13 protein-coding genes and 2 rRNA genes are annotated in these 12,641 nt (G+C 40.9%); 9 read left to right on the top strand and 6 right to left on the bottom strand.

The annotated features are described in order from the left end of the window. Together E0E32_RS16110 and rrf are read left to right on the top strand one after the other, a co-directional pair. Positions 1–1,367 (top strand): 23S ribosomal RNA (locus E0E32_RS16110); the annotation flags it as partial. A 273-nt stretch (positions 1,368–1,640) separates the two neighbouring features. Further along, positions 1,641–1,755: ribosomal RNA gene (rrf, locus tag E0E32_RS16105) — 5S ribosomal RNA — on the top strand. Between the two features lie 91 nt (positions 1,756–1,846). On the opposite strand, the gene E0E32_RS16100 is transcribed toward rrf, so the two are convergent. The 3 genes from E0E32_RS16100 to E0E32_RS16095 form a co-directional block, all read right to left on the bottom strand. Beyond that, a complete protein-coding gene (locus E0E32_RS16100; RefSeq protein WP_207302290.1) occupies positions 1,847–2,182 on the bottom strand; it encodes a hypothetical protein in 336 nt (111 codons plus the stop codon). Positions 2,183–2,733: 551 nt separating this feature from the next. After that, positions 2,734–2,928 carry a hypothetical protein gene (locus E0E32_RS22330; protein ID WP_066195092.1) on the bottom strand — a complete coding sequence of 65 codons (195 nt, stop codon included), beginning with the start codon at positions 2,926–2,928 and terminating at the stop codon, positions 2,734–2,736. A 106-nt stretch (positions 2,929–3,034) separates the two neighbouring features. After that, on the bottom strand, positions 3,035–4,291 hold the full coding sequence (locus E0E32_RS16095; protein WP_130860165.1) for a BaiN/RdsA family NAD(P)/FAD-dependent oxidoreductase: 1,257 nt from the start codon (positions 4,289–4,291) through the stop codon (positions 3,035–3,037). 136 nt (positions 4,292–4,427) lie between these two features. Between E0E32_RS16095 and E0E32_RS16090 the strand changes: the two genes are divergently transcribed. Next, positions 4,428–6,068, top strand: coding sequence for a putative polysaccharide biosynthesis protein (locus tag E0E32_RS16090; protein WP_286171954.1), 1,641 nt, complete (start codon positions 4,428–4,430; stop codon positions 6,066–6,068). 151 nt (positions 6,069–6,219) lie between these two features. Continuing rightward, a complete protein-coding gene (locus tag E0E32_RS16085; RefSeq protein ID WP_066195088.1) occupies positions 6,220–6,921 on the top strand; it encodes a pseudouridine synthase in 702 nt (233 codons plus the stop codon). A 49-nt stretch (positions 6,922–6,970) separates the two neighbouring features. Here E0E32_RS16085 and E0E32_RS16080 read toward each other — a convergent pair whose 3' ends face one another. Further along, positions 6,971–7,189: an HTH domain-containing protein gene (locus E0E32_RS16080; RefSeq protein ID WP_066195086.1), complete on the bottom strand. Its 219-nt coding sequence runs from the start codon at positions 7,187–7,189 to the stop codon at positions 6,971–6,973. Positions 7,190–7,340: 151 nt separating this feature from the next. Here E0E32_RS16080 and thpR point away from each other — a divergent pair, with 151 nt between their 5' ends. From thpR to E0E32_RS16065, 3 genes are all read left to right on the top strand, one after another. Then, on the top strand, positions 7,341–7,871 hold the full coding sequence (gene thpR / locus E0E32_RS16075) for an RNA 2',3'-cyclic phosphodiesterase (protein WP_066195083.1): 531 nt from the start codon (positions 7,341–7,343) through the stop codon (positions 7,869–7,871). A gap of 9 nt (positions 7,872–7,880) precedes the next feature. Further along, positions 7,881–8,789, top strand: a complete 909-nt coding sequence (locus tag E0E32_RS16070) for a hypothetical protein (RefSeq protein WP_066195081.1) — start codon at positions 7,881–7,883, stop codon at positions 8,787–8,789. 163 nt (positions 8,790–8,952) lie between these two features. Beyond that, on the top strand, positions 8,953–9,756 hold the full coding sequence (locus E0E32_RS16065) for a phosphotransferase family protein (protein ID WP_066196649.1): 804 nt from the start codon (positions 8,953–8,955) through the stop codon (positions 9,754–9,756). On the opposite strand, the gene E0E32_RS16060 is transcribed toward E0E32_RS16065, so the two are convergent. Then, a complete protein-coding gene (locus tag E0E32_RS16060) occupies positions 9,737–10,021 on the bottom strand; it encodes a YtzH-like family protein (protein ID WP_066195079.1) in 285 nt (94 codons plus the stop codon). The two genes, E0E32_RS16065 and E0E32_RS16060, sit on opposite strands and share 20 nt — an antisense overlap. A gap of 150 nt (positions 10,022–10,171) precedes the next feature. Here E0E32_RS16060 and trmB point away from each other — a divergent pair, with 150 nt between their 5' ends. Then, on the top strand, positions 10,172–10,813 hold the full coding sequence (trmB, locus tag E0E32_RS16055) for a tRNA (guanosine(46)-N7)-methyltransferase TrmB (protein WP_130860164.1): 642 nt from the start codon (positions 10,172–10,174) through the stop codon (positions 10,811–10,813). Positions 10,814–11,045: 232 nt separating this feature from the next. Here trmB and E0E32_RS16050 read toward each other — a convergent pair whose 3' ends face one another. Continuing rightward, entirely contained in the window at positions 11,046–11,360 is a 315-nt protein-coding gene (locus E0E32_RS16050) for a PepSY domain-containing protein (protein ID WP_066195074.1), read from the bottom strand. A gap of 138 nt (positions 11,361–11,498) precedes the next feature. Here E0E32_RS16050 and E0E32_RS16045 point away from each other — a divergent pair, with 138 nt between their 5' ends. Continuing rightward, positions 11,499–12,563 (top strand): M42 family metallopeptidase, encoded by a 1,065-nt coding sequence (locus E0E32_RS16045; protein WP_130860163.1) that lies wholly within the window; start codon positions 11,499–11,501, stop codon positions 12,561–12,563. The last annotated feature ends 78 nt before the right edge of the window (positions 12,564–12,641 follow it).

The raw sequence follows: 12,641 nt of genomic DNA, 5'->3' as shown, positions 1-12,641 counted from the left end.
GGAAGCGTAAGCTGTGATCGGGAGGGAAATCAAGTACCGAAGTTCCGGATTTCACGCTGCCAAGAAAAGCCTCTAGCCAGGAGATAAGGTGCCCGTACCGCAAACCGACACAGGTAGGCGAGGAGAGAATCCTCAGGTGATCGGGAGAACTCTCGTTAAGGAACTCGGCAAAATGACCCCGTAACTTCGGGAGAAGGGGTGCTTCTCGACCGAGAAGCCGCAGTGAAAAGGCCCAAGCGACTGTTTAGCAAAAACACAGGTCTCTGCGAAGCCGTAAGGCGAAGTATAGGGGCTGACACCTGCCCGGTGCTGGAAGGTTAAGGGGATGCGTTAGCATTAGCGAAGCGTTGAACTGAAGCCCCAGTAAACGGCGGCCGTAACTATAACGGTCCTAAGGTAGCGAAATTCCTTGTCGGGTAAGTTCCGACCCGCACGAAAGGTGCAACGACTTGGGCACTGTCTCAACGAGAGACCCGGTGAAATTATACCATGCGTGAAGATGCGCATTACCCGCGACAGGACGGAAAGACCCCGTGGAGCTTTACTGTAGCCTGATATGGAATGTTGGTACAGCTTGTACAGGATAGGTGGGAGCCGTAGAAACGTGAGCGCTAGCTTACGTGGAGGCGCCGGTGGGATACCACCCTGGCTGTATGGACCTTCTAACCCAGAACCGTGATCCGGTTCGGAGACAGTGTCAGGTGGGCAGTTTGACTGGGGCGGTCGCCTCCTAAAATGTAACGGAGGCGCCCAAAGGTTCCCTCAGAATGGTTGGAAATCATTCGCAGAGTGTAAAGGCAGAAGGGAGCTTGACTGCGAGACCTACAAGTCGAGCAGGGACGAAAGTCGGGCTTAGTGATCCGGCGGTACCGTATGGAAGGGCCGTCGCTCAACGGATAAAAGCTACCCCGGGGATAACAGGCTTATCTCCCCCAAGAGTCCACATCGACGGGGAGGTTTGGCACCTCGATGTCGGCTCATCGCATCCTGGGGCTGTAGTCGGTCCCAAGGGTTGGGCTGTTCGCCCATTAAAGCGGTACGCGAGCTGGGTTCAGAACGTCGTGAGACAGTTCGGTCCCTATCCGTCGTGGGCGTTGGAAGTTTGAGAGGAGCTGTCCTTAGTACGAGAGGACCGGGATGGACACACCGCTGGTGCACCAGTTGTTCCGCCAGGAGCATCGCTGGGTAGCTACGTGTGGCAGGGATAAGTGCTGAAAGCATCTAAGCATGAAGCCCCCCTCAAGATGAGACTTCCCATCTATTCGATAGAGTAAGATCCCTCCAAGACGAGGAGGTAGATAGGTTCGAGGTGGAAGCATGGTGACATGTGGAGCTGACGAATACTAATCGATCGAGGACTTATCTATACATGATGTTGGCTTGTCAGATGAATTCTTATCTAGTTTTGAAAGTATATAAAAAACACTTGCATTTCGTATAAGTGAGTGTTCAAAAGGCCGATAAAAAGGACCAAGAAGTTCAAGGCGGCGTAGCTTAGAGTACCGGAGCGTATGCTTTTCATACGTGAGGAACGGAAAAGCAAGCCAACGCAGAAATTCGCTGCGTCATGTTTATTGGACATTTGAATATCCTCCTATAAGGTATGCGTTATAATATGTCTTGTCCTTATCAAAAGAAAGTCTGGTGACGATAGCGAAGAGGTCCCACCTGTTCCCATGCCGAACACAGTAGTTAAGCTCTTCAGCGCCCATGGTAGTTGGGGGTTTCCCCTGCAAGAGTAGGACGTTGCCAGGCAATATGATATCAAAACCCCTTATTAGTCATTGGTGCTAATGAGGGGTTTTTGTAAGAATAAATCTAAAAATTCATTTGGCAGAACAATGGTTCAAACTGATTTTTTCAGTGAATGAAAAATTGTTGAAAGCAAACTAGTCAATGACAAAACAGCAGAGTTTTTAATATTTTTCGTAACAGATGTTTTTAAAATCTCTGTGAATAAATCCATAGCTCGTATTTTTTCTTTTGTACTATTTTCTGCCCCACCAACAGTGATTTTCATGATGTCTTTATCCTCGCATTCATTACTTACAATCCTTTTGATAATATCAGGTTGTTGGTGGTTTATCTCTTTCATTAAATCTTTCAATGGGTTCTGTTTTTTCTGGATCTGTCTCGGTGGATGTATAAAGGTGATCTTCGCAATATTCTTTTCTTTGCTCATCATTGTTGTGTATTACTTTTGTTGTGACAGCATTCTATCTGTCTTATTTTTCATTTCCAATGTTAAATGGTAGTAATCTAAAGCGGTCTCTTGAAGTTGAGCAAATACACTGGATTGATTACTTTCTATCATCTGTGTTTTCAAGTGTTTTGCAAATGAGGAGGGAAGCCCGACTTAAAAGCATAAATGTAAATAATAAAATGGTTTTTAGTATATTTTTCATTGGAAAGTTTTCCTCCCTTTATGGTTTTAGACTACTATCTATTCTATGACATATGATTAGATAGTATTTGGAAAAATTGATTTCTAAAATAATAAAGGGCTGACATAGCATAAAAAAATGTTATTAGTATATTTGATCTTTGCCCCGCTAAACCGGGTGAATAATTACCTTATGGATACAGGAATTATTTCATTACATTATTCATGAGCTATTGTTCTTAAGTTTTTAATGTTAAAAAAATTTCGTTAAAACCCGATAGTGAATAGGGCGTGACAATAAAAATATGCGTCGATGCCAAACAAACAGACCCTAGGAAAAGGGTCTGTTGTTAAGCGGTATGAAATTGTTTCTTTACAAGAAGCGAAAGAGCCAAAGCTATTACTGGTACAAGAGGTAAAAAGACGGTCCAGTTAACAAAGTAGAAAATAGGAGCTAAGATGGCTATCCCAGCAAATAAAAGGGAAAGCTGAGAATGTTTTTGTACCCCATCAACAAACAATAACACACCGACTATCATCAACATTACTAATAAGATATTTGTGAAAATAACGGCGCACCTCCGAATAAATTCTTCTATTATAAAAATTTTATCAAAAAAATAATCTTATAGTCAATGCAATAGACTGAGTTTACGAAAAGCTTTCCCAGGCAGCATTCATGCCAGCTATCCTTCCCGTGACTAGTGCAGAAGTGATATTATAACCACCAGTATAACCATGTATATCGAGAACTTCACCGCAAAAATATAATCCATCCATACACTTCGATCTCATGGTATTTGGGGTGATTTCTTTGATCGACACACCTCCACCTGTTACAAATGCTTTTTTAAATGGTAGACTGTCATGTACATAGAAACTGAAGTGTTTTAAGCTGTAAACGAAAGAGGATAACGTTTCGTTTGAAAGATTGGCTCCATTAATCGTTGGGTCTATTTCCAGAAAATCAAACAAATAATCTAACAATCGTTCAGGGGCTATTCCTTTTACGCTCTTTCTAAACGTCCTTTTGGGATGTTCTTTCATTAAATGCTGAAGTTGGTTGGTGATTTCTTGCTCGGTTTTATCTGGGCACAAGTCAATGCTTAGTTTCACTTGTTGCTCGCCTTGCATAAACAATTTTACGATGAATTGGGAACATCGTAATACGGCTGGTCCGGATATGCCAAAATGTGTAAAGAGCATATCCATCCGATGAGTGATTACCTTTTTTCCTTTCTGATTATAAACCGAGAGGGCAACATCACGTAGGGCAGTGCCTTGTAATTGTTTATTACGAATAAATGCTTCATTGGAAACGATGGGTACTTCTGTCGGATATAACGTCGTAATGGTATGCCCAGCCTTTTTTGCCCATGGATATGCGTCTCCGTTAGATCCGGTATGTGGAACTGCTTTTCCACCAGCAGCAACCACGACGGTCTTGGTTTGGATGTTTTCCTTATCTGCAAGAATAATGCGATGATGACTCTCTCCATAGTCAATCGCTTGAACAGTCGTGTTTTTTCTGACGGTTACGGATAGACGATCTAATTGTTGTAGTAGGGCGTTCACCACATCATTTGCTTGATTGCTAACGGGAAACATACGGCCGTGATCTTCTTCTTTTAAGGCAACTCCCAATCCTTCAAAATAATCAATAATGTCATAATTATCAAAAGTGGAAAAAGCACTGTAGAGAAAGCGGCCATTGCCTGGAATATGGCGAATCACTTCATCGGCAGGCAACCGATTGGTCACATTACATCTTCCACCTCCAGATATCGCTAATTTTTTTCCGAGTTTATTTCCTTTATCGATTAGTAAGGTGTGAGCACCTTGTTCAGCGGCTGCAATAGCTGCCATTAACCCTGAAGGTCCTCCACCGATGATAGCAACGTCGTACATGGTTCATTTCCTTTCCAGAATACAAGATAGATGTATTAAAAGTTTATCTTACTTGATCGTGAATCACAAATATTAAGTCGAAAATCATCACAAATGATGGATAGCTATGTTAGAATATATCTGTTACATTATTTTGATGAATAAAGGTGAATATATGTCAGGCTCAAATTTTATTAGAGGCACATTGTTGCTCACAGGAGCTAGTTTTTTATCGAAATTTCTTGGGATGATTTATGTGATCCCTTTTACAAATATGGTAGAAGAAACGGGGATGACCTTGTATGGATTCGCTTATATTCCATACACCATCTTGATTAGTGTTTCCACCATAGGGATTCCCCAGGCGGTTTCCAAGTTTGTGGCAAAATATAATACGCTGGACGATCATTATACCAGTATGCGAATGTTTAAAGTTGGTTCTCTATTAATGATAGTGACAGGTATTGTCGCTTTTCTAATCATGTACTTTGGCTCAGGATTTTTCGCTTCATTATCCTTAGATCCAGCTACGGAAGATATTAGTTTGGATGAGGTACAACACGCCATGCAAATGATTAGTTTTGCTTTGTTGATTATTCCGAGTATGGCCATTATGCGAGGCTTTTTTCAAGGGAATCAATCGATGGGACCTACTGCCGTTTCCCAAGTTGTCGAACAAATTGTACGAATCGCCTTTTTGTTAATTGCTGTCTATGTGGTGGTTGATGTTGTGGGCGGTACGAATGCAACAGCTGTTGGTTTTGCGGCTTTTGCAGCCTTTATTGGTGCGGTTGCCTCTTGGGTGGTTTTAGGGGTTTATTGGAAAAAAAGACGCAAATTTATTCAACGTCCGATTGATCAGCAAAAAGTCAAAAAAAATATTCCAGTAAAACAGTTACTAAAAGAATTGTTTCGCTACTCCGGACCTTTTGTGCTGGTAGGAATCGCTATCCCATTATACCAACTGATTGATCAATTTACCTTTAGCCACGCCATGGCTGCGATTGGAAAAGAGGCGGAATCTTCTATCGCTTTTTCAGCCTTTAATGTGCAAGGGCATAAGCTGGTGATTATTCCGATTACGATTGCGACAGGTTTATCTCTAGCTATTGTTCCAGAAATTACAAAGGCATTCAACGCCCATCAGCTGGACCGAGTGAAGAAGCAAAGTAATCAAGCTTTGCAGATTATTATGTTCTTTGTCTTACCAGCTGTCATAGGTTTGGTCATTCTGGCAGATGCTATTTATGGCGGTCTGTTTGGCATACGACAGTTGGAGATTACTAGTACTGTTTTTGCCTGGTATGCGCCAGTTGCCTTGCCGTTTGCCTTTTTCACGGTGACGTCCGCCATTTTACAAGGAGTGGAACGGCAAAACTTTACTTTGATTAGTCTGGGAACAGGTGTTCTGATTAAACTGTTATTAAATGCTATCCTTATTCAGCAATTCGCAGCGGTAGGAGCGATTATAGCGACATGGATTGCTTCAACAGTAGCGGTTGGACTTAATTTGTGGCAGATTCGTAAGGCGATTGCTTTCCCATATCGAAAATTCTTTAAGCTTAGCTTATTAATGGTCATATTTACGGCAATAATGGGCATTGTTTTAATTCTGGTGAAATGGGTAATGGGCCTCTTTTTGGATGTGTATGAAAATAGGCTTCATGCCATCATCACCATGTTAATTGGGGTAGGTGCAGGTGGGATTGTTTATCTGTACCTTGGCTATGCATCCACGCTATTTGAACGGATTACCGGGAGAAGGATTGCGATATTGGATCGAATAATTGGACGATAAAACGAAAATGTTGTCAATGGGGGACATGATAGCAATACTTATTAGGCTGTATAATGAACGTTGTCTTCCCCTTAACTTCTTTAATCTTCAGAAATCTTGAAGTGAGCGTCTTATGGACGGTTAGCACTGTTATAAAAGGGAGCGGTTTGTGATGCGTTTAGATAAATTTCTATCGAATATGGGCCAAGGAAGCAGGAAGGATATCAAAGCCTTGGCAAAAAAGAAACAAATTACAGTCAATCAGCAAGTGGTAAAGAAAACAGATATACATATTGATCCAGAGCAAGATCAGGTCTGTGTATCCGATCAGTTGATTGCGTATAAGCCGACTATCTATCTCATGCTTAACAAGCCTGCTGGCTATCTCTCGGCGACAGAGGATATCCAGCAATCTACTGTCCTGGATTTGATCCGATCACAGGATAAAATATTAGAACCGTTTCCAGTAGGGCGTCTCGATAAAGATACAGAAGGGCTGTTATTGCTGACAAATGACGGACAACTAGCACATGATTTACTATCGCCCAAGAAGCATGTGGAAAAAAAGTATTTCGCCCAGTTAGCAAAGCCCATTACGGAGAAGGATCGAGAAGCATTTGCCCAAGGTGTTAGATTAGAAGATGGTTACCTTACCAAGCCTGCTGTATTAACAGAAATACAATCATGCGAGGTGCAAGTGACGGTTACAGAAGGGAAGTTTCATCAAGTGAAACGAATGTTTGAGTCTATCGATAATAAGGTATTGTATTTAAAACGAGAGGCGATGGGATCGCTGTATTTAGATGAGCGTCTAAAACGAGGAGAATACCGTGAACTAATGAAAGAGGAGAGGGAAAGACTGCAAAACAAATAAAATACCAGTATTGAGAGCAATACTGGTCAACAAAAAATTGTTGAATATATCAAGAAATCTTAACTTTTTTCTTTGTGATTTTCCAATGCCCACGATTCGGACTATTTACCAGGCCATTGTAAGCCAGTAAATGTAAATCTCGTTGAACAGTGCGGTCCGTTATACCAAACTCTTCTGCTATTTGACTCGTTGTCACAGGTCCATTCTTTTTGATAAATAAATAGACTGCCTTGGCCCGAGTCAGCATACGGTTGGTGGATTGACTCAAAAAACCACTCCTTCAAAGTTTAAGTTAAACCTTGCAAAAGTATATTCATGATACACTGTATATTTTACACGTAATAGCGTTATATTTCTACTTTAAAATATCCATTATCAGATAATTTTGAAATTGATCAAGTATGATGGCGAGGTGACGTGTGATCAAACATTATTTTATCGCACTTTGTTTCGATGATGAAACGAAAGCATGGATAGCGGAGCAGCAGAGGCAGATCTATTCGATTTTTTCTTATAAGCAATGGGTGAATCCGGCAGACTATCACCTGACGCTCGATTTTTTGGGTGGAATAGGCGATGCCTGTTTGAAGACACTTGCCCACCAGTTAGACACAGTGAGGCATTCCCCTTTTTCATTAACGATAGGGGGCTTATCCTACTTTGGGAATAAGCTGAGTCCGCGTGTGTTGTGGATGAAAACGGAAGAAAAGGACGAACTTCTCCGATTACAAAAAAAGATCCTGCATCAGACACAGACAAAAGAACAGTCATTTATTCCCCATATTACCTTGGCTAAAAGGTGGACCGATCGGTCTAAAAAAGTGGAGGAAACAGCATTTGATCTACTGAAAGATCAAAAACAGCTAATGGTCGACCGTTTTGTGGTCTATGAAATACATCCGGAGCGACAACAAAAATATCAAGTATGGGAAGAATTTCATTTGAAATGAGGTGGTCGGATGGCACAGTTAATTAAACTAGAGAATTATATATCGCGTTATCAACAGGATATTTACCATTATCCAGGTCAATTCACACGTTTGAAGAGAGAGAATTGGCAGCGATTAAAGCTATTATGGGAAGAACAACGGACAACTCAGAAGGACGAACTGATAGAAGAAGAGCCACAAGAATCCAATTTTTTTAATTGGCGAGCGCTGTTTAATCGGCGTTCGGAGGTTGAAGAAGAATCATTTGATCATACAAACTTGCTTCCCGATTCGGAAGAGGAATTGAAACAGTATTTTCTAGATACCTTATATCCTTTTCAATTAAAGTGGGCGTCCACTACCATTAATAAAATGTCCTTCTTGAATCAAGACTATTATACAGATGAACGGTTACAATTCTTTTTGCAGCGGATACCTGATACTTATTTTGTGATGTATCATCCTGTTTTTGAATTGAAAAATGGACCATTGGCCGCAGACATTATTCTGATTACGCCATTAGAAATGGAGATCATTAAGGTGATAGATAGACCCGCTAATCAAACCATGATTGCATTTGATGATCGTTATTGGTATACAGAGGAGAAAAATATTCAAACAAGGATATTAAGCCCCTTGATTAGTGTCAAAAGAACGGCAAAAATCATCCAAAGCATCCTCCATAAATATGGCTTAGAGATGCCGTTAAGAAAAGTAATCCTTTCTGCAACGAATCCGATTGAGTTTGAAAGGGAGCCGTATCATACCTCATTCATTGGACGTGACCAACATGATCATTGGTTATTACAGAAACAGCAATTATCTGCTCCCATTAAACATCATCAGCTGAAAATTGCGGAGGCATTATTGCAGCATGTAGAATCTGTGGCGGTGAAAAGACCGGAGTGGGAGCAAAAAGAATCTCCAGGATTTCATTAATCTCGACAAAATTGGTTATCCAGAATTTCCTAGCGATAAAATTTGTCAAAAATCGATTTTTTACTTGAAATTATACCCGTTTTTGCGTTAATCTATTATTACTATTCCCTTTTTACAAATAGAGAGAATATCACACTATCGAGAGGAATTGAGGGTGACAGCTGTGGAACATATTTTAGGTAAAGATTGGACAGTGCTGCCGGCTGGTGGGTCGACCGGGACGGCTTATTATGCCCAATCACAACAAAAACAGTTATTCTTAAAACGGAATTCATCTCCATTCCTAGCTGTATTATCTGCCCAAGGGATTGTACCGAAACTGGTATGGACGAAACGTTTAGAAAATGGGGACGTTGTGACGGCACAGCAATGGCTTGATGGAAAGGCATTGAATGTAGAGGAAATGCAGCACCCTAAAGTGGCCAAGCTATTGAGTAAGATCCATCAATCCTCGGAATTGTTAGATATGCTGCTTCGAATTGAACAGACAACGGTCAAATTGGACCAAACATTGGTAAGGGTCAAACAATTTGTAAAAGGGAGCAAGTTGAGCCGGAATTCATTGATATTGTATAAAGCTATTCAATATTTGGAAACAAGGTTGTTAGATGTATATCATGATAAGCAAGTTGTCTGTCATTGTGATTTAAATCATCACAATTGGATGTTATCTAACAGTGGAGAGTTGTTCCTTATCGATTGGGACAATGCCCGAGTTGGTGATCCTGCCATGGATATAGGCAGAATCCTGCAATCTTATATTCCGAAGCAGGATTGGGATCAATGGCTGGGACATTATGGTGTAGAAAACACCCACTATTTAATGAAACGGATGCACTGGCATTTATTGGTTGATGAAATCATTGGTTATGTCTGGACATTGAATCGCCGTCAGGATAAAGAAGCTGATTATCATTTAAAGGAATTGCAGCAACTATTAACTCAGATTAATGCATGGAATCTTTAATCTGTGGTAGCCATTCATTGATGACCGTTTGATGTTTTTCGATATGTTGTTGCAAATTGGAACAATTGGTTCCTGTCGAACTATAGTCATCAATTGTCGCTAATAATGCGTATAATGAGGTGTTTTGCATAGATTCCTGTTGTTGCAATGATCGGATCAATCGTGATATTTGTTCACATTCAGAAATCGTTCCATTACCTTCTTCACATTGCAGGCTCAAGAGGTCGTGTAATAAATCTAACTGATGATTGGTTGTTAAGGACATGGTTTATACCACCTTTGCAGAAAATAATCCGTCTTAGTGTGTACGGAAGATGTGGAACCTATACGGAAAATACGTAAACGGCTTTTGCTAGGCTTTAGCAAAAGCTGGTTTTTATGTGATATTTATCTTCACAGAAAAAGGAGAAGACTTATGAGAGCAAGATATAAACCATGGGCTGATGATTATTTAAGGGAGAACGAAGACCTTGTGTTATTTAGTGCAGCAGAGTATAAAGGGAGATGGCGGGAGGTCATCAGTCAAGAACATCCAATCCATCTTGAGATTGGAACGGGTAAGGGCCAATTTATTGCTGGAATGGCAACACAGTACCCAGATGTTCATTTTGTTGGGATGGAGGTTGTCAAAAGCATTATCGTCTCTGCTGTTGAAAAAATCGCTGAATCAGACCTAACCAATATTACACTGTTGAATGAAGATGCACAGAATATTACCTCGTTTTTCGCAGATAATGAAGTCGATCAGCTTTATTTGAACTTCTCTGACCCATGGCCAAAGAATCGTCATGAAAAAAGACGCTTAACATACTCTGACTTTTTGGAACAATATCAACAAATCTTGAAGCCGGGTGGAAAATTAGTGTTGAAGACCGATAACCGATCTTTGTTTGAATATTCATTGGTGAGCTTTTCTCAGTTTGGCTGTAAGCTGGAGGAGGCTTGTTTGGACCTGCATGGGTTGGCAGACCCAACCAATGTGATGACAGAGTATGAAGAAAAATTTTCAACAAAAGGTCATCCGATTTACCGCTGTCAAGTCGCGTTTCCAGAATAAAATCGAGGCTTATCTTTTTAAGTAAAAGTATTAGCAAAAAAGGAGCGAACCGTTGAAGGGTCTGCTCCTTTTTTCTGTTTGTACCAACATGACGACTGTATTTTTGAGATTCTCACGATTTATGGACGTCATTTTAGAGATGATGACCGTATTTTTAGGATCCCCACTGTTTACGGCCGTTATCGGTTCGACTATTGCAAAATTAAATCCAGGAACCCATTTGTGCACATGGTTAGTGTTGTGGAGTCATAGACAGTACGGTGCCACTATAAGCATCTACATAGAACTCGTAGGGAATATGTTCACCATGGACATGTTTGGTGATACCACCATGATAGACATGATAGTTGATATCATGCTGCCTAAATGGTTCTATCCGCATATAAATCCAGGAACCACTTACTTCCGTATGTTCACTAATATTTTTCTTCACTGTGCGCAAGACGGTTTCAGGCTTCAAGGGTTTGTTTTTTTGCCTTGTCTGGCCGATTAGAAACCCAATCAAGCAGCCCAGCATAAAAAGAATGATTGTCTGTTGTTTTTTCATTTTTTCACTCCGTTCTTCAATGAGCTAGTTTATTTTCATCTTAAAGATAAATACTAGCAAAAGGCAAGCAATAAGCAAAGATACTTTCGTGTCACCGCTTTACATGATATATTTAAAGAAAAGAAAGGATGACGTGTAATGAATCCAGAAACATTAGCCTTATTTCGGACGCTAACTGAGCTGCCAGGTGCGCCTGGTAATGAGCATCAAGTTCGCTCTTTCATCAAACAAGAACTAACCAAATATGCGGATGACATTATCCAGGATCATCTCGGTGGCGTATTTGGTGTTAAACATGGAAAAGGACCGCGTGTATTAGTAGCTGGTCATATGGATGAAGTAGCATTCATGGTGACTCAGATTACCGATAATGGTATGATCCGTTTTCAACCCTTAGGCGGGTGGTGGTCTCAAGTATTATTATCCCAAAGAGTAGAAATACATACACCGGATAAAAAAATAGTTGGAGTGGTAGGATCGATTCCGCCTCATAATTTAACACCAGCAGAACGCGCGAAGCCCATGGAACAGAAAAATATGCTTATCGATATTGGTGCAGATGACAAAGAAGATGCTGTCAGATTAGGTGTTAAACCAGGGCAGTCGATAATCCCTGTTTCGACTTTTACCCCAATGGCCAATGATAAGAAAATTCTTGCCAAGGCATGGGATAATCGCTACGGCTGCGGTTTAGCGATTGAACTTTTGCAAGCTCTACAAGGGGAAACCTTACCGAACCAGCTATATTCAGGTGCTACCGTTCAAGAAGAGGTTGGATTGCGCGGGGCGAAAGTGGCAGCCAATATGATTCAGCCGGATATTTTTTATGCGCTTGATGCTTCTCCTGCCAATGATATGTCTGGAGATGACAAAGAATTTGGTCAATTAGGAAAAGGGGCACTGCTCCGTATTTTTGATCGAAGTATGATAACCGATCACGGTTTGCGTGAATTTGTTCTGGACACTGCAGAAAGCAATAATATTCCTTATCAATATTTTGTCTCGCAAGGGGGAACGGATGCAGGGAGTGTCCATTTATCTAATCAAGGAGTCCCTTCCACAGTTGTTGGTATTTGTTCGAGATACATTCATACGCACGCTTCGATCATACATGTGGATGATTATGCCGCTGCAAAAGAGCTGTTGATCAACTTGGTCAAAACTACCGATCAACAGCTGGTGGATTCGATTAGACAAAAATAGCCAGAACGTACTTTTCTCGACGATATAATGGAGGAAATCTTGCTTAGATAGACAAACACATAAGAAAAGAAATGGAGG

The sequence above is a fragment of the Gracilibacillus phocaeensis genome (assembly GCF_900626275.1).
In the GTDB taxonomy this organism is placed as follows: domain Bacteria; phylum Bacillota; class Bacilli; order Bacillales; family Amphibacillaceae; genus Gracilibacillus; species Gracilibacillus timonensis.
The sequence above is the reverse complement of the archived record's forward strand: the minus strand, read 5'-3'. Positions and strand labels throughout refer to the sequence as shown.